The sequence below is a fragment of the Clostridium tyrobutyricum DSM 2637 = ATCC 25755 = JCM 11008 genome (assembly GCF_000359585.1).
GTDB lineage: Bacteria > Bacillota > Clostridia > Clostridiales > Clostridiaceae > Clostridium_B > Clostridium_B tyrobutyricum.
The window spans coordinates 16894-35223 of sequence record NZ_APMH01000002.1; the positions used below are offsets into that span (position 1 = coordinate 16894).

The 18330-nt window shown below is 34.3% G+C and carries 19 protein-coding genes and 1 pseudogene; 9 read left to right on the plus strand and 11 right to left on the minus strand.

Annotated features, from left to right (window positions below):
* Positions 1-62 precede the first annotated feature (62 nt).
* Positions 63-881, minus strand: a complete 819-nt coding sequence (locus J418_RS0101120) for a nitroreductase family protein (protein ID WP_017751675.1) — start codon at positions 879-881, stop codon at positions 63-65.
* A 27-nt stretch (positions 882-908) separates the two neighbouring features.
* Positions 909-1253: a winged helix-turn-helix transcriptional regulator gene (locus J418_RS0101125; protein WP_017751674.1), complete on the minus strand. Its 345-nt coding sequence runs from the start codon at positions 1251-1253 to the stop codon at positions 909-911.
* Positions 1254-1411: 158 nt separating this feature from the next.
* Between J418_RS0101125 and J418_RS16000 the strand changes: the two are divergent.
* Positions 1412-1627 (plus strand): annotated as a pseudogene (locus tag J418_RS16000) (nitroreductase family protein); the annotation flags it as partial.
* A gap of 78 nt (positions 1628-1705) precedes the next feature.
* On the opposite strand, the gene J418_RS0101130 reads toward J418_RS16000, so the two are convergent.
* The 7 genes from J418_RS0101130 to prdC all read right to left on the minus strand — a co-directional run bounded on the left by J418_RS0101130 (position 1706) and on the right by prdC (position 9283).
* Positions 1706-2920 carry an aspartate aminotransferase family protein gene (locus J418_RS0101130; RefSeq protein ID WP_017894607.1) on the minus strand — a complete coding sequence of 405 codons (1215 nt, stop codon included), beginning with the start codon at positions 2918-2920 and terminating at the stop codon, positions 1706-1708.
* 29 nt (positions 2921-2949) lie between these two features.
* Positions 2950-4080 carry an iron-containing alcohol dehydrogenase gene (locus J418_RS0101135; RefSeq protein WP_026142608.1) on the minus strand — a complete coding sequence of 377 codons (1131 nt, stop codon included), beginning with the start codon at positions 4078-4080 and terminating at the stop codon, positions 2950-2952.
* Positions 4081-4138: 58 nt separating this feature from the next.
* A complete protein-coding gene (locus J418_RS0101140) occupies positions 4139-5197 on the minus strand; it encodes a proline racemase family protein (protein ID WP_017751671.1) in 1059 nt (352 codons plus the stop codon).
* A 16-nt stretch (positions 5198-5213) separates the two neighbouring features.
* The gene (gene prdB / locus J418_RS0101145) at positions 5214-5939 is read right to left on the minus strand and encodes a D-proline reductase (dithiol) protein PrdB (RefSeq protein ID WP_017894609.1); all 726 of its coding nucleotides are present in this window, start codon (positions 5937-5939) and stop codon (positions 5214-5216) included.
* 41 nt (positions 5940-5980) lie between these two features.
* Positions 5981-6166 carry a CBO2463/CBO2479 domain-containing protein gene (locus tag J418_RS0101150; protein ID WP_017751669.1) on the minus strand — a complete coding sequence of 62 codons (186 nt, stop codon included), beginning with the start codon at positions 6164-6166 and terminating at the stop codon, positions 5981-5983.
* Positions 6159-7898 carry a D-proline reductase (dithiol) proprotein PrdA gene (gene prdA / locus J418_RS0101155; protein WP_017894610.1) on the minus strand — a complete coding sequence of 580 codons (1740 nt, stop codon included), beginning with the start codon at positions 7896-7898 and terminating at the stop codon, positions 6159-6161. The genes J418_RS0101150 and prdA overlap by 8 nt, the downstream gene beginning before the upstream one ends.
* A gap of 71 nt (positions 7899-7969) precedes the next feature.
* A complete protein-coding gene (gene prdC / locus J418_RS0101160; RefSeq protein ID WP_257725539.1) occupies positions 7970-9283 on the minus strand; it encodes a proline reductase-associated electron transfer protein PrdC in 1314 nt (437 codons plus the stop codon).
* A gap of 171 nt (positions 9284-9454) precedes the next feature.
* On the opposite strand from prdC, the gene J418_RS0101165 reads away from it, so the two are divergent.
* The 6 genes from J418_RS0101165 (at position 9455) to J418_RS16525 (ending at position 13906) form a co-directional block, all read left to right on the plus strand.
* Positions 9455-10339, plus strand: coding sequence for a LysR family transcriptional regulator (locus J418_RS0101165; protein ID WP_017751666.1), 885 nt, complete (start codon positions 9455-9457; stop codon positions 10337-10339).
* Between the two features lie 241 nt (positions 10340-10580).
* The gene (locus tag J418_RS0101170; protein ID WP_017751665.1) at positions 10581-11420 is read left to right on the plus strand and encodes a substrate-binding periplasmic protein; all 840 of its coding nucleotides are present in this window, start codon (positions 10581-10583) and stop codon (positions 11418-11420) included.
* Between the two features lie 88 nt (positions 11421-11508).
* Positions 11509-12156, plus strand: coding sequence for an amino acid ABC transporter permease (locus J418_RS0101175; protein ID WP_017751664.1), 648 nt, complete (start codon positions 11509-11511; stop codon positions 12154-12156).
* Complete coding sequence (locus J418_RS0101180; protein WP_017751663.1) at positions 12153-12887, plus strand: amino acid ABC transporter ATP-binding protein; 735 nt, start codon at positions 12153-12155, stop codon at positions 12885-12887. The genes J418_RS0101175 and J418_RS0101180 overlap by 4 nt, the downstream gene beginning before the upstream one ends.
* Before the next feature lie 5 nt (positions 12888-12892).
* A complete protein-coding gene (locus tag J418_RS0101185; RefSeq protein WP_017894612.1) occupies positions 12893-13495 on the plus strand; it encodes a cytidylate kinase-like family protein in 603 nt (200 codons plus the stop codon).
* 267 nt (positions 13496-13762) lie between these two features.
* Positions 13763-13906: a hypothetical protein gene (locus J418_RS16525; RefSeq protein WP_017751661.1), complete on the plus strand. Its 144-nt coding sequence runs from the start codon at positions 13763-13765 to the stop codon at positions 13904-13906.
* On the opposite strand, the gene J418_RS0101195 is transcribed toward J418_RS16525, so the two are convergent.
* Both J418_RS0101195 and J418_RS0101200 read right to left on the minus strand, forming a co-directional pair.
* A complete protein-coding gene (locus J418_RS0101195) occupies positions 13887-14558 on the minus strand; it encodes a GntR family transcriptional regulator (protein ID WP_017894613.1) in 672 nt (223 codons plus the stop codon). The genes J418_RS16525 and J418_RS0101195 overlap by 20 nt on opposite strands.
* A gap of 121 nt (positions 14559-14679) precedes the next feature.
* Complete coding sequence (locus J418_RS0101200; protein WP_017894614.1) at positions 14680-16440, minus strand: alpha/beta fold hydrolase; 1761 nt, start codon at positions 16438-16440, stop codon at positions 14680-14682.
* A 156-nt stretch (positions 16441-16596) separates the two neighbouring features.
* On the opposite strand from J418_RS0101200, the gene J418_RS0101205 reads away from it, so the two are divergent.
* Both J418_RS0101205 and J418_RS0101210 read left to right on the plus strand, forming a co-directional pair.
* Positions 16597-17586 carry a hypothetical protein gene (locus tag J418_RS0101205; protein ID WP_017894615.1) on the plus strand — a complete coding sequence of 330 codons (990 nt, stop codon included), beginning with the start codon at positions 16597-16599 and terminating at the stop codon, positions 17584-17586.
* Complete coding sequence (locus J418_RS0101210; protein WP_017751657.1) at positions 17583-18329, plus strand: protein-glutamine gamma-glutamyltransferase; 747 nt, start codon at positions 17583-17585, stop codon at positions 18327-18329. Before J418_RS0101205 ends, J418_RS0101210 begins: the two co-directional genes overlap by 4 nt.
* Position 18330 lies beyond the last annotated feature (1 nt).

Consider the following 18330-nt stretch of genomic DNA (forward strand, 5'->3'; position numbering starts at 1 on the left):
CTTCACCTCTATAAAAAGTGGCCATGTAATGTTGTAATTACCATAGCCACTGTATCATATTCCTATTTCCATGTTACATCTGCTTTTTTTCTTGGTACCGTCCTTACATATTTAACATCAGGATATCCAATCACCATACAGGTTACAATTTCTTTTCTTCTTTTAACCTGAAGAAATTCCTTTATGTCCTTGTTGTCTTTGGCCGCCCTTACAAAAAATCCACTAAACAGTACTCCAAGTCCCATTGCATTTGCCATAAGTTCCATATTTGAGGAAGCTAGTGCTGCATTTACTTCAGATGAAGCCGTAACAACTATTACTAATGGGGCATTGAAAAATATTCTGTCATTTTTAGGATTTTCTTTATAGTCATCACACATTTGAATCCACATCTTCGCGTATCTTCTAAATAGTTTGGCTTCAAGAGTTCTACTGTTTAATACCTCATCAGTTATATCCCTCATGCTCTTATAAGTCAGATTTTTCAATTGGCTTAGATTTTCCTTTACAACTGTATAGGAAACATCCTGGGCATTGCTGCCAGTTTCAGTAAATCGTCCTGCCTCTATAAGCTTATCAATCTTCTCCTGCTCAACTTTTTTGTCTTTAAACTGCCTTATAGTCCTTCTAAATTTTATAAAATTCAACAGATTATCTGCATCTACAGAAAATTTTTCCCTATCATACTCTTTAACATCTTCCATACTGTATTCATCCATGGAAACTGCTTTCTTTGGACAGACTGCAATACAATGCCCACATTTAAAGCAGAATTTATTATCAACTTCAGCCTTTCCATTATCAAGTTTTATACAACCTGGAAAACATTCCTTAACACACTGTCCACATCCAATACATTTTTCAATATCTACCTGTACCATAAATTCCTCTCCTTTTGTAATTTCCTATCAACTATTTTTTATACACTCTACCTCACCAGCATATTTGACTCCCCAACTGCACAAAACTGATAAAATGGGCAATAAATCTTTTCCATAACTGGTTAGAGAATATTCTACCTTGGGTGGAACCTGATTGTAAACCACTCTGTTTATCAGTCCATCCTTTTCCAAAGACCTTAACTGCTGTGTAAGCATCTTCTGGGTAATATGAGGCATGGATCTTTTGAGTTCATTAAATCTCATGGTTTTTTCAGCCAAATGCCATATAATCAATGATTTCCACTTTCCACCTATAATGTCCAAAGTTAGTTCCATGGAACAATTGTATTCTACTCCCCTGAATTTTATCATTCTTCACTCCCCCAACTCAATAATTATAAGTATACATACAGTTACTACATTACTAATAAGTGCGTACTTGCAGGCAATCACACTACGGTATATATTATATACCATAAACGGATTTTTGAATAATTTAAATTGAGGAGTGATGCTGAACAATTTCTTAGCTTTCATATGTAGAACTGTTTGCTACTGCACTTGGACTTGGTTCATGCTGGGCCGGGCTGTTTGAAATGTGTGTATTTGCAGATTATGCTCCGCTGTTGAATCTGTTTAACATACCTGAAGGTAAAATTATAACCGGGGCCCTTATGGTTGGCTATCCTAAATACAAATATAAAAGACTGGTAGATCGTAATCCGATTTCCATATATACTATATAATGATATAAAATAATACCAAAATAGGGCTATATATCATTACTCCCATTTTGGTATTAAAAGTCAATAGCTTTTCAAAACTTATTTATATGCTTCTTCCGCTGCTGATTTCAAGATTTCATATGCCTTGTCGCAATCTTCCCTATTTGCAATAAGCGGTGGCAGCACACGAATTACAGAAGTCCCTATCAATGTAACAAGGAGCTTTCTATCAAAGCAACCATGTTTTATATCCTTGCCTAGTGGTGAATCAAATTCGATTCCTATCATAAGGCCTTTACCACGTACATCTTTTACATGAGGAATTGTCTTTAATTTTTTCATGAAATAATTGCCTACTTCTTCTGCATTACCAGCTAGATTATTGTCCAGAAGTTCATTTATTTCAGCAAGTGAACCGGCACAACATAAAGGGTTTCCTCCGAAGGTAGTTCCATGGGATCCCATAGTGAAAGCTTTTGATACCTCTTCAGTTGCACAAATTGCTCCGATAGGCATTCCTCCACCCATAGCTTTTGCCATGGAAACAATATCAGGTTTTATGCCATAATGCATATATGCCATAACCTTTCCGGTTCTGCACCATCCTGTTTGCACTTCATCTATTAAAAGCAGCATACCTTTGTCATCACAAAGTTTTCTAATTCCTTTCATAAACTCCTGGGTAGCTGGGACAACTCCTCCTTCGCCTTGAATTGGTTCAAGCATAATAGCAATTGTATTTTCAGTCACTAAAGATTTGAAAGACTCCAGATCATTAAAATCGGCGTAGGAAAATCCCGGAAGCATAGGTTTGAGGCCAATTTGGCATGCATTGTCAGGTTGCCCTGTAGCAGTCAATGAACCGTACGTTCTTCCATGAAATCCCTGTTTGGCTGTTACAATATTGTATTTGTTAGGTCCATATTTTTCTACACCATATTTTCTGGCCATTTTGATCATAGCTTCATTTGCCTCAGTACCTGTATTTTGGTAGAATATTTTATCCATTCCAATAGTTTTACATACTTTTTCTGCTAAAAGTGCCTGTGGAATAGTATAAGGATAGTTAAATGTATGCATTACATCATCAATTTGTTCTTTTACAGCGGCAATAACCTTGTCGTTGCAGTTTCCTGCACTATTTACAGCAATACCACCATAAAAATCCAAGTATCCTTCTCCCTTGTCATCATAAAGATACATACCCTTTGCACGTTCACATACAAAATCATAACGTTCATATGTTTCAATCATATATTTTTTAACTAAGGATTTTACATCTTGTGCAGTTAGTCCTTTATCTTTTAACTTCATATTCAAAATCTCCTTTATTTACATAAATTTTATATACAATCATGGTAAATCTCTTTAATCTCTTCACAATTAAACTGCTTTGGATTATTCTTTAAAGATGCCATTGAAACCTTCATGCAGTTTTCAGCCATCCAGTCTACATCTTCGTGGGTAATTCCCATTTCCCCAAGGGTTATATTCAAATTTAAGTCTTCAAGCAATTTTCCAAGAACTTTCGAGCAGTCATTTTCATCTTTTCCACCCAATATTTTGGAAATGTTGGCAAACTTTTCAGGAGAGGACTTAAAAGATCTTTCAATTATAGTAGGCATTAATGCTGCCAGGCCTTTACCGTGTACTACATTCTTTAGTCCACTAACAGGATGTTCCAATCCATGAGAAGCTGCCACCCCTGAAATTCCAATAACCATACCACCTAGTGTAGAAGCAAGTGTCACCTTTTCCCAGGCTTCCAGGTCTTTTGGGTCGTTATAAACCTTTATTAGATTTTCCGACAGGAGATTTATTCCATAAAGAGCCTGAATTTCAGTAATAGGCTGGCTTGCCTTTGAAATATATGCCTCTATATTGTGAGTTAGAGCATCAAATCCTACTGAAGCAATAATTGACTTTGGCATTGTCATCATAAGCTCAGGGTCAATAATTGATGCCTTTGCATAAATAGCATTGGTTCTTAGAGATTTCTTATCCCCATTTTTAGGATTAGTTAAAACTGAAAAATTGTTTCCCTCACTGCCAGTACCTGCTGTTGTAGGAACTAGAATAATCGGCAGTGCAGTTTCACCATAAATTCTTCCAAAAATATAGTCTGAGATATCTCCTTTGTTTTTTACCATAAATGCGATAGATTTACTTGCATCCATTATACTTCCGCCGCCAATCCCAATTACAACATCACATCCAGTCTGAACTGCTAGAGCTGCCCCCTCCTCTACTGTAGTAGTTAAAGGATTCTGGGCTACCTTGTCAAAAACCACATATTCGATTCCCGATTTTTCCAGAAGATTCAATGCCTTATCAAGCAGCCCTGTTTTCTTGGTGCTGTTTCTTCCTGTAACAATAAAAGCTTTTTGCCCATATTTTGCTGTTTCTTCACCTAACACCTCTATCTTTCCAGCCCCAAAAATAAGATTTACCGGCAAATGATAATTAAACTTCATATTATTAGTGTCCTTTCTCTTCTTTAGTAAAATAAATTCTAATTTATTACCATAGTTTTTAAATAAAACTTGATTTTTCCCTATTATAGTTTTTTCCCATAATAAATCCATATTCATGAGGATCATAGTCATTTAATATAAGCCTATTAAGGCCTGTAATATATGCACTTCCTGTAATCTGGGGAATAATTGACTTTCTGCCATCAATTTTAATCTCCTTTGTTGCAATTCCCCTGAATATAGAACCTGTAATACTTTCATAGGAAAATTCTTCTCCAATACCTATTTTGCCTTTTTCATATAGATAGGCCAGTTTTGCACTAGTACCTGTACCACAAGGTGAACGATCCACTTGTGATTCACCAAAGACAACAACATTTTTCAAATCCGCTTTTGGATCATCTGATTTTCCATAAAACTCGACCAAATCCACAGATTTTATATCTAAATATGGATGTATGATTTCTATTGATTCATTGATCTTTTTTATAAGTTTCATAGCTATATCTTTTAATACGGATAAATTATCCTGTTCAATTGTAATGCCCATTTTTTCAGTATCAACAAGTGCAAAAAAACTTCCTCCAAATGAAATATCAAATTGAACTCTGCCATAGCCATCAACTTCCAGTTCCATATCTTCTTTGTATAAAAATGCTGGAACATTTAAAATACTCACTTCTACTGCCCTTCCATGTTCAACTTTTACTTTGGTTCTAATTATACCTGCCGGTGCTTCCAGCACTACATCTGTATAAGGTTCTTTGACTTCAACCAATCCTGTTTCTACTGCTACGGTGGCTGTTCCAATACTTCCATGTCCACACATATTCAAATAACCGCCGCTGTCCATGAATATTACACCTAGATCAGCTTCTTCACTGATGGGTTCTGTAATAACTGCTCCGAACATATCTCTGTGACCTCTTGGTTCAAGCATAAGAGCTGTCCTGTAGTGGTCATAATTTTCCTTTAGAAATTTTTTACGATCCATCATGGTTTTACCCTGTAGTTCCGGAAATCCCTGCAATATGATTCTTGTAGGTTCTCCCATAGTATGGGAGTCCACTGCAAGAAATGTTTTTTCAGCTTTTCGTAATTTTGGTGAATACTTCATGACTGCCTCCTATAAATCAAACATTGTGTCTATATTCATATGGCAATAGCTTCAACTGTCCAAAGTGATCAAATTCTGCTACACACTGAAGTGAATCCTTTAAAATACCCATCTGCATCTCTATGTTATTTGGTTCACCTGCATTTGAACCAATAGGTACATGAGCAGCTGCAATACGTGGAGCTCCCTGCTGCTGTGCAATTGGAGGCAATGCTGCAATTACTATACAGGACATTCCCGCTTCTTCACAAGCTCTTGTAACTATAGTTGCTGAACGATGGCATGTACCACAGCCTCCGGTGCAGAGTACAATGTCCACTCCCTGTGCTTTAAGCTTTGAAGCAATTTCAGGTCCAGTTTCATTTTTAAATTTGTCAACATTTCCACCGCCTCCCATGAAACCATACATTTCATCTGCAAGACTTCCTATAAATCCTTCTTCAACAAGTTCACGAAGCCTGTCTAGTGGAAACATTGCATTTACATCTTTATTGATATCTGAATTATCGAATCCACCATGTGTAACCATTAACTGTGAAGTTGGAGTATCTGATGGAATTGGACGATAAGTATAATCACCTGCTGTATTAAAAGGAACCTGATCTTTTTTATGAATACCCCCAGCTGTTATAAATGCTACTTTACATTCGCTTAAAGGTTTTTTCAGTTCAGTCCAAACTGGTTTTGGCGTAATTGGAACAAATATCTCCGATTTTAATCCTGATGCTGTTGTTAGTTTCATTTTATTTTCCTCCTCGATATAATTATTTATTTTTATCTACATTAAATAGTCTGCATATAACTGAAGTAAAATTGTACCATCTGGCCGGCTTCAAGCTTTTTGTCTGTAAATACCCATCTAAGGGGTACACAGATAACGCCAAGCCTTCCCTGAACATCTACTTTTACTGCAGTATCATTTACTTCAACAATTTTTCCCTTGGTCAATATTGGATTTAACTCAATCATTTCCAAGCACCTCGTCAGCAATTTTTTGATTTTTTTCTATTACTTCAGGATTCCACTTTCTTTCAGCTGGTTCAATAGGAATTCCGGCCATTTTTGTCTTCAACATGAGAATCGCCCTATCTGCATCTTCCTTTGTAATAGAACTGCAGCCTGCAATTTCATTTTCAAATCCATCTTTATCTTTATTTATCTCAATCATTGCATCCATATATTTATTTCCTACAACAAGTTGTCCTTGATAAGCACAAAATGATACACCTACAACTGGAATTCCCCTCATGCCAATTTGCTCAATATGAGATGTGAAATCAATATGATTGTTTCCAAAACCTTCAGTAGTAACTATTGCACCTTCTACTTCCAATGTTTCTACAAGTGCTCCCAGACGTTCTGAAACATAAGTCTTTTCATCATTGACCTGAGGACTTCCTACAAATATAACACCAATCAAATCCACTTCTTCATCTTCTGCCAATCCTTCAACTAATGGTTCACGGAAATAATGTCTTGTCATCTCTTTAGTTGCCGGTCCAATACATGTTAAAGCATGAATTGCACCATCACGTACTTGATTTGGTGTCATCATAACCGGTACATTACCAAGATCTACATTCTTCTGTCCGCCGTGTATTCCTGCAGGTTCTGTTGGACAAAGAACATTATCGTGCATTGCACCCTGCCCCATAATTTCTTTAATCAAAACAACTCTTGGCCTTCCATATTTTTTTACATCCTTGCATATTTTCTCTTCTTCTACTGGTTCGGATGTCTTCTTTATTGCATTTCTAACTTCCTGAATAACTACATCCTCTGCGGAATGTGCTGCAAAAGGTCCTCTTCTTTCCATTCCCGTACCCTTCTGAATAACTGCATGTACACGAATAATTATGTCATTCTCATCTGCACAACCAGGTCTTCCAAATTTCATCTTTTCATCTAAGTATCCTTCCGAGGAACCAAATTCATGAACTTGTACACCATCTTCATCAACACCTGTGAGCATAAATACAACTCCCTCCAGGGTATGCGAAATTCCTTCTCCAAGCTTTCCCTTAACTTTTGTAGATATTGGGCATACATCCATGATAGTTTCTGTATAAACATGTCTGTTATCCGGTGTAATAACATCCATCTTTAATTCCTTTACCAGAGGATCTGCTTTAATTGCCTTGTCTATAATATTTTTATCTATGGTCAATACTCCATCTTGAAATGATGTTTCCAATCCAATTTTTACTTCATTAACTTTATAATACTTTTTAATCAAAGTCCTTATAACTTTATCTTCTACTTTATTTGGTTGTGGTATATTTTCCGCTTCTACAGATTGATTTATAAACATACCTGCTGGTATATCCAACTTAAGGCCTTCCAATTTTGATATTTCAATGTGCATCATTTTATTATTTTCTATTTGATGCAACTCAACTTTTTCTTTTTCAGTTCCTTTTTCAGATTGTTCCGGAACCTCTGATATTGCATTAACACCATCCAGCATATCCTTTGTAATTGGTGTAAGTGCATCAGCATCTACTGTTAATGCTCTTCCCAATACCTGCTCAATTGTAAGACCATCGTCACTTAATGTCATAAGACCTGCTTCCACCATATCATCGAATAATGTAGGATCCTCAAGATCATGTTCACTGATTACGAGTCCCTTCTTTCTCTGGCAGCAGAAAATTGCTGGATCCTTCAAATGTTTTTTTATTGTTTCCTTTGTAATTGACATATTTGTTTCCTCCCATTTCTTAATATTCTATATTTTCTTAATATTTATTGTCCAATTTTAACTTGCCATGTTCAAGAAATCTTCAGTTTTCGTATTAATTTGTGATTGACTGCTCTCATTGCACCATCAGTACAATGGTATACTGGTAGTTTAAGCTTTGGGGCACAAGACATTACAGTATTTGTACAATCGCTGCAATTACTTATTAATAGTGCTTTGGCTCCCGCCTTTTTAAGAGCCATTACTTTTTGAACCTGTCCCGGGCATATTCCAGGATTTTCACATTTGTATCCGTTTTTTACTTTTCGTGCCTGTTTGCAATATTCTATTCCTGCAACCTGTGATCCCATATCTTCTGACATCTGTATCAATCTCTTTTCATCTGCCCCACATGCACATACTAGAAGCCCTATTTTATCAGGTCCCTTTAAGAAAGTTTCTGTAACAATTATTCCGCCAGTAGTTTTTACAATTGGCATCTCCACAGATGTTCTTTTACCTGTAAATGGTCCACCCATAATGATTTCACCATAATCCATATAGCATCCACCTGCTTTTTCTATAAGAGAGCCAACTTTTGTCCCAATCGGTACATCTTCAAAAACCTGTATCAAATCGCCTTTTAATTTTCCTGCTACTGTAACATCCTTGTCAATAAATGGTTTCCTTTCATCCACAGCCTCATAAATTTTATAAACTGTCTCTACATTTATTACAACAGAATTGGCTGAAGAAGGAAGCTTATCAATATCCAAAAGCATTCCCTTAGCTTGTCTTATAATTGCCCTTTCCTCTCCCATTGGATACATGTCAGGCAGCAAACAAATCTGGATTCTATCACTATCAATATATTTTTTAAGTGCTTCTATGGCTTTTTTATTCTTTTCTTTTATTCCGATTACAGCCTTTTGTGAATGAACTATATCCATAACAATCTGAATACCTCGAATAACCTTTTCTGCCTTCTTCTCTATCATAAAAATATTGTGGCTTAGAATAGGCTCACATTCTGCTGCATTTACTATTACTGTTCCATCTTTCGCAAGGGGTTTTGAAAGCTTAATATAAGTCGGGAATCCTGCACCACCCAATCCAACAATTCCAGATTCCTCTACAAGTTCCAGTGGAGTATTTCCCTGAAGCCTTACATATTCTTCAGTATTGATTTCTTCCTGCTGTTCAACTTGAATATATAAATCAGTTACACAGGTAACTTTACCATTCACACTGGAATGAATGTTTATGCCCATTACCCCTGGTGCCTTTCTGGCTATAAGCTGTCCTCGCTTCACCAGGTCACCTTGTTTAACCAGAGGATCTGAGGGTGCTCCAATATGCTGCTTCATCAAAAACCTGTAACTTTGCATACTATGTCTCCTTTCTATTGTCAGATTGTTTACTGAACATGATTTTAATTGCTAATTTGTTTTTTTTATCTGTTTACACTATAATAATTCATATTATGCAAATAGTAAAATTACAATTTTAATGGTTAGACATTATTTTTTTTCATGTCTAATAAATCTAATTGGTATATTGAAAGGAGCAAATATAAAATGGATTTAAAAAAGTATGAACTTCTCGCTGATATAGCAGAAACTGGTAACTTCACAACAAGTGGTGACAAACTCGGATATACACAATCTGGGGTCAGTCACATAATAAAGGGACTGGAAAAGGAAATGGGATTTCCACTGTTTGTAAGAACAAGACGTGGAGTATTGCTTACAGACAACGGCAAGAGAATTGTGCCTCTTATAAGACAACTGCTACTTGAAAATTCCCGTCTGGAACAGACAATCAATGAGTTGAACGGATTGAATACTGGTTCTATTACTATTGGAACATATGCAAGTATTTCTATAAACTGGCTTCCAAAAATCATATATGAATTTCAAAATGATTTCCCGTATATTGATATACACATGAAGGAAGGTGGTATTGATGAAATAGAATCATGGATTGAAGACAGCACCGTAGACTTTGGTTTGTGCAGTCACAGACCTTCTCAAAAATTTGACTGGATACCACTCCATGATGATCCATTGATGGCAATATTACCAAAGGATTTTCCAATTCCTGAAAGTGGAACTTATGAAATTTCAAATTTTCAAAATCAGCCTTTTATCATCTCTGAAGTTGGAATTGATTATGACGTACGTCTTGCATTAACAAAAGAGGATGTAAACCCATATATACGTTTTTCATCAACAGATGATCATGCTATTATTTCAATGGTTGCAAATCACCTTGGCATAAGCATACTTCCAAGCTTGATTATTCAAGAGTGGTCAAATCAAATTACTACTCTACCCCTTGAACCTTATCGTCATCGAAATCTTGGTATTGGAATAAAAGCACTAAATCATATTTCTCCTGCTTCAAAAAAATTTATTCAATACACAGAGGATGTAGTTGAAAATATAATTTTAAAATCATAATAAAATCCGCATAACAACAACATTACAGCATTACTTGGTTATTATTAATTTAAAGCTTTCACTGATTTATTGCTAAATAATCAAACAATTGAATGTATTATTGACAAAATTCTAAACAAATGATACTGTGTATAAAAAGATTAACTAATATCCGCTGTAAAATTAAACATCTATTAAAAATGTTTGATGTTATAATTTAGAGAATTTTTTAAAAATTACAATATTTAAAGGGGGAATACTTATGAAAAAATTATTAACAACATTGCTTATAGTAGTTCTATTAGGATCACTGGCAGGCTGTGGCAACAATTCAAACAACAAAAAGACTTCTACAAAGGCTTATACAGGAGAACTTCAAGGAGCCTTAAAAGACTATTCTTTTAAAATTGGAACTTCCGGTACTTATGCTCCTTTTACTTACTATGATAAAGACGGAAAAACCTTAGTAGGTTTTGACATGGATTTCTTAAAAGAACTGCAAAAATTACTTGGTTTTAAAATTGATGGCGGCGTTCAGGCCATGGACTACAGCCCATTGACTACTTCATTGTCACAGGGAAAACTGGATATTGGTATAGCAGCTATTTGTGCAACAGATACTAGAAAGAAAGTAATGAATTTTTCTAGTACCTACTATCAAGCAGGCCTTACAGTAATTGTAAACAAAAATTCAAGCCCAAAAGGGATAACAGGAATTGACAGCCTTATAAAAGGCAACTATAAAATTGCAGTTCAAAAAGGAGATGCCAGTAATCTATATCTAGTTAATGCCGGTGTATCTTCAGACCGACTTCAAGTACATGATGCCAGCACAACAGCTCTTGAAGCACTTGAGGATGGCAAGGCAGACGCCATGGTTTACGATGCACCCGGTAGTGCCTATTATATATCCAATAAAAAAGATTCAAAACTTAAAATGGTAGGTGACCAGTTTGCACAGGATCAATCACCATATGCAATTGCAGTTTCCTTTGATGCTTCAAAAAAGAATCCTGAATTGGTAAGTATATTCAATGCAGCAATAAAAAAATTAAAAGATGATGGAACAATAGAAAAACTAAATCAAAAATGGTGTAAATAAAATATATTATTCATACTGGAAATTTCTTCTGGCAACTCAATATGATTGCCAGAAGAAAACTTTTATACTTAAAGGAAGGGTTGATATTATGGATTTGAGTTTTTTAAATGTACTCATGCCAATGCTTTTAAAAGGATTGAAAATAACACTTGAAATTTCCCTACTTGGAATTTTATTTGGGTTTTTACTTGGAGGTTTTTCTGGTTTTGTACTTGGCTGCAGAAATAAAGCAGCCAAGTTTATCATTAATATATATTTGTGGATTATTCGAGGAACCCCTATAATTGTTCAAGCTTTATATGTATACTTTGTTGTACCTAAAATTATCGGATACGATCTAAAAAGCAACCTTGCCGGTATTATAGTAATCTCCCTGAATTCAGGTGCGTTTATTGCAGAAATAGTACGTGGTTCCCTGGAAGGAATCGATCCAGGCCAAAAAGAAGCAGGATTGTCACTAGGTCTTACACCATTTCAAACTCTATGGCACGTAATTGTACCACCTGCTTTCCGATCCATGCTTCCGGCTTTATTCAATCAATTCATTATCACGGTTAAAGACACAGCAATACTTTCTGTAATAGTGGTAAATGAAATAACAAAACAAATTCAAAACTATGCTGCAGTAACTTTTAATACAATACAAGCTTATACTGCAGGTGCAGTATTCTATCTGGTAATAATTTCAGTACTCATTATTATCCAAAAACAGGTTGAAAGAAGGGTTAAGGCATGAAAAACTTAATAGAAATAAAAAATTTATCTAAAAATTTTGGTGATTTAGAAGTACTTAAAGATATTAACCTGGAAGTTGCCGAAGGTGAAGTCATATGTATTATTGGTCCTTCAGGATCAGGTAAAAGTACGTTTCTCCGCTGCATCAACCAATTAGAAGTTCAATCTGGTGGTACTATCCATTACAACGGAAAAAATATATGTGATAAAAAGAATGATCTTCGAAAATACCGTGAAGAAGTTGGCATGGTATTTCAGAGATTTAATTTATTTCCAATGAAAAGTGTCCTTAAAAATATCACACTTGCACCAGTTTTAACAAAGAAAAAATCAAAACAACAATCTGAAAAAAAAGCACTTGAACTACTTGAAAAAGTTGGCCTGGCAGACAAAGCCAATGTAAAGCCCTCTACTCTTTCAGGTGGCCAACAACAGCGTGTGGCAATAGCAAGAGCATTGGCAATGGAACCTAAAGCCCTGCTCTTTGATGAACCTACATCGGCCCTTGATCCAGAACTGGTTGGAGATGTTCTTGAAGTTATGCGTGAACTGGCTGATGAGGGCATGACTATGATAGTTGTAACTCATGAGATGGAATTTGCAAGGGATGTTTCTGACAGAGTTATATTCATGAGTGACGGATATATTGTAGAAGAAGGCAAGCCACAGGAAATTTTTACAAATCCAAAGAATCAAAGAACAAAAAGTTTTCTTTCAAGAATAGTGGGGTGATCTGTATGAAAAAATATTGTGTAACCATTAACAGACAATTTGGGAGTTTAGGTAGACCTATAGCCAGAGAAGTATCTGAAATACTTGGTGTAGAGTATTACGACAGGGATATTGTAGAACAGACATCAAAAAAATTAAATCTTCCTGTATCAACTATCAGCAACCAGGAAGAAACAGGTTTCAAATCAAACTTTTTCAATATGCTTTTTCCATTAGGAGATTCGTCTAAAGATAAACAAAATAAAATATTTAAGGCAGAAAGTCAGATCATACTGAATCTGGCAGATAAGGAGTCCTGTATTATAGTAGGAAGGTGTGCTGACTTCCTTTTGAGAGACCACAAAAATTGCCTGAATATATTTATCTATGCTTCAAAAGAAGCACGTTTTGAAAACTGTGTAAAAACATTAAAGATGCGGCCTGAAGAAGCACGTAAGATGATTACAGAAGTAGACAGGGCAAGGAATACTTATTATAAAAACTATGCCGGATATTCCATGGAAGATATTAAAAACAAGCATATTATGATTGACAGCAGTTTATTTGGTGTCCAGGGAACAGCACACATATTATCTGAAATAATAAAAAAGAGATTTCAAATATCTTAAAATATTTTATAAAATATACTAAAAAGATATTGATTAATTATATTTATATGATATAATAATAATTAATCAATAACAATTATTATTTGATGTAAAAACCATATTTCCCCAAAACAATATATTCCCCTAACTTTATATTTTAATTTGAAAGCAGCCGAAAAGCTGCTTTCCTTTTTTGATAACAACAATTTGTAACCATCTTTATCATATGGAAAATAACATATATTGTAATAAAATTTATTATATAACAAATATAAAGTTGAAGATAAAATGCCTGATAATACTGTAATATCCTATGCAAATTTTTCAACTATAAATGTAAATGAACCACCAGTTTCAATCAAAACTGCCAGCTCTTCTGTTAAATTAGATATTGATTATAGATTTTATAAAATTATTGATTTATTGGGTTAACTTGTATTTTATCAGAAACACCAACTCTGTCCCCATAGATAAATCTTTTGATTTTACTGTAACTTTCCTCTAGTCCTATAGCTATAAATACATCATTTTCCTCAAATACAGCATAAGGCCCCGGAGAAAGTATTAGCTCCCCATTTCTTCTTATACCTATTATAGTGGCATTTGTACTCTGCCAGAATCTGCTCTCGGATACCGTTTTGCCTATAATAGGAAGCCCCTTGTATATCTCAAATTCAAGTGGAATAAATGGATTGCTCTTAATAAATCTATTTGAATAATCTATAACCTCATTGATTTTGCCTTCAATTCTCTTGTCCAATATATGTCTTTGATTTTGCAAGTCCAAAATCTCTTTTTTCATGGAATTTATAGAACTTATATTTTTAAACTTATTTATGAATTTCAAACAGTTGTCTACGGATTTAATGATAATTCCACTACCTTTTATGGACTGTACTATATCCATATCATTTAAAAGAATAATAGCCCTTCTGATAGTCTCCGGTGAAACATTATAATGACTTGATAGAGATGATCTGCCGTGAAGTTTGTCTCCTATGGAAAAATCTCCGCTTATTATTCTGTTTGCTATATCTATTGCTATTTTCTGATATACAGGTTCCTTAACATATCCTGATGACATTTTAAATTTTACCTCAAGATATACTTTATCTCAAAGTAATCCTCCCCTCGAAATTTCTAAATCATAAATAGTATAGAATATTCTTTCATACATGTAAATAAGAATATAAAATTTATTTTTATTATAATTTTTTACGCCTCACAAGACTCAAAATTCCCTGAGGGTTTATTGCCTTTACAATAGCATATCCAATTTTTGGAGTAAATATTCTGGAATGATATACTATATATCTTGATTCCCATTGTGTAGGTGCATATTTTTTCTTGGAATGATAAAGGCTTTTAAAGCTATATATCCCATTTAAGTTTTCATAGATAAAATTAAGTATTTTTCCTATAATAAATGATCTTCCATTGCTTCCTGCATTAACAAGAGGTGCAAACCCCATACTTCCCCATTTCACCCCTTCCGATTTCATCTTCATAAAAGCCTTGTAAATTATCTTTTCTATTACTCCCTGAGGTGCTCCAGGTATCCTTCTGGTTACATCTGCAAGATATCCACTTCCTCCTTCAAAAGGTATGAATACAACAAATCCAAGCATTTTTCCACTTGTATCCCTGGCAAAAAAATACCTTCTGTCACAAGGAGTCTCAAGTTCCGCTCCTCCAAGTATAAAAGACAGCAAACCTCCGTGTTTTCCCTTCTTCCACAATTGTGTAATTCCATCTATCTCACTTTCTATATTCTCATCCCTGCACTTCAACGGTTCATATTCTCCTACATCTATCCCAAGTTTATTTGCATGATTTATGGCAGCCCTTACTTTTGCTATTTTTCCACCTTTCAAATTCCAATTTGAAAACTCAAACATTGCATCTTCTCCACATTTCACATATTCAAATCCCATACTCTCATATATCTTCAAAAATTTTTCTGATACATCTATCAATACAAGGCTGTATCTATTCTGTTCACAAAATGATATAAATTCCAGAAGGAAGCATTTTACATTACTTGTCTGACATATTACATCACCACAACATACCACTACATGGGCTACAACGGTAAAAGCGGCAATCCCTTCTACCTTGTGTCCAAAATAATATTGCTTGTCATTGTCCAATACAAGATAGGATATAGTATTTTGTCCATATTGCATTACATAATTTCTCACCCTGTCTTTCTGAGATTGCTCTATTACATTATTATTTTTAATAAGATCTTCTCGTTCTATAAAAGTTTTTATAATATTAAAAGTACGCCTTGAAACAATAATATTTATGTGATTTGTACCTCTTATAACATACATGTGTGCATTTTTCAAATACCTGCTCATTTCTATCTGATGTTTTCTGTAAATAAAATCATATTTGGCAGCCAGTATAAGTATATCCGTATTTATTTTTTCAAGATCTTTTTCCGTTATTCCATAGTTGCTCAGCAATAAATTTATCTTCCATAAGGTAAATCTTGTATTTGGAAAAATCTTCTTGATTATCTCCATAATCAATTTTATAAACAATGCTGGTATTCTAATCAACCATTTTAAACCCTGTGCATTATAGTTACCTGAAATAAGCACCATCTTTCTAGCCAAATCAGGATAACTTGATGCAATTCTCAATGCCACATTGGCACCATCACTGTAACCTATAACAATAATATTGTTCAAAGATTTATTTCTGCAAAATTCAACCATGTCCTCTGCAAACAACTCAATTGAATAGGCTCTTTTCCCACTTTCACTCCCACCATGACCTCTACTGTCTACAGCCACAACATGATAAAATTTAGAAAGGTAATTGAACATTTTTTTCATCATTATACTGTTCATACTGTTTCCATGAATTAGTAATACAGTATCACCAGTACCTTTTTCATAGTATACAAGTTTAATATCACCTATACTGCAATACTTTCTTAAATTTCTACCAATCATTATTGCACGCCTTCTTTTCTTGAATTTTTAATATTTCAGAAAGCCTGTCTCCTATATTTAATTATATAATTAAAAACTTGTTAATTCATAGTATAAATTATATTTATAAAAATAAACATGTATGGATAGAGATATTAAAGGAGCTATTAAATATCCATGGATAATTCAGATTTCAACTGTTCAAACTTTTTGGATAACATAAGAAGCGACAAAGGAATAGAAGATTTAAAAAATTTTTTTACTGAACTGTGCAATAAAGATGTAAAAACTGCTTTAAAATTTATAAATGATGAAAAACTGAATTTTTCAACTCTATTTATATTAAGAGATGAAATCAAAAAATTCAGCCTGGTGAATAAACTTACTATAAAAAATAAAACTGCATTACTTATTATAAAAGAAATTCTATCAGATAATAAACACAATCTGGAACAGGAACACCTTTCTTTTGATTATATTCAAATAATTCATTCTACACTAAACTGGATACTGAAATCCGGTTATAAAAGCGACGGTTTAAATGATGAATATGACCGTGTCCTGGACATTACATGTGGAATACTTACAAAACTTTACAAGGATAAGGCACTGCTTCCAATTATGGCAGACTTGATCTTTGAAAGATATAAAAAGGGTACACTGATTCATGATCTTGTATGGGCATTTTTTCAAGCAGCAGATCCACAAAGTCTTCTTATAATAGGAGAAAAATTACTGTCAACAGCTGCGGAAGATGTTAAAATGGCGTGCAGGCTATTGAATTTCATACCTGCAGTAAACAATGGTATCAGCAAAGAAAAGAAATATACAAACTTTTTAAACTGGATGAAGGAAAACAGTCCTTTTCTCAAGTATACCGGAGAAAGTTTTCAGCAAACCACAAATCCTACACCTTATAAAATAGTTCTTGAAGGAAAATATCTATGTAAGAGGATATGCTGTGATACAGGAAAAGCTCTTCGATCTCCATCTGAAAAAGAGAACAGCCTACTCAATGATTTCAAAAAATTGGATCATGATACAAAAGTTCTTCTCTCAAACTTCTCATTGAGAATACATCATAAAAATATATACCTCTGGAACATATGGCACCGATATTCTTTAAATGAGCAAATAAAGATTGCCAGAATAGGAGGTGTACAATGATTACTATTGCCGGTGATAGAATGGATTTAAATAAATTATCCCATAATTATAAAAATAATAGTCTTGAAAAATATATATTGGACATACTTTCTTCAAGCAGTCATATCTACAATTATAATTCTGAAAAGGAGCTTAAATTTGAGCTGAATTTAAGAAAAAATATTGTAAATGCTTCTATATCACTATATAGAAGTGATTTTGGATTTAGTATATTTCGTAAATCAAGATGCAATACAGATTACTGGAAGAGAACAAGACAAGGCGGTTTTCTTCTAAAAGAGGGTGCAAAGCCTTCGTCTGCCATCGATGACATATTTACAAATGGAGATGAGTACGCTACAGAATGTGCTACAGCTATGGTTATTGTATACTATAAAGCATGTCTTGATTCTTTAGGATCAAAAATCTTCAACAACACCTTTCCGAAAATATATTTGATGAACTGGCACAATGTAGATAAAAACCTTGGGCTTACTACTGTTGAAAATGCAGCTGACAACATACCCGGTGACTGCAGGTATTTTCAAAACCCAGATGTCAATCCCCTAACTCCTGAATGGCAGGGGGAAAATGTAATCTACCTCGGTGACGATATGTATTATGGTCATGGAGTAGGAATAAAAAATAGTGATGAAATAATAACTACTCTAAATAGAACCAGAATTGCAGGTTCATCCCGTTCCGCCCATCTCCTGCCCTCTGCCACAAGGCCGGATTTTGAAAAACTTTCCCAGCTTAAATAAA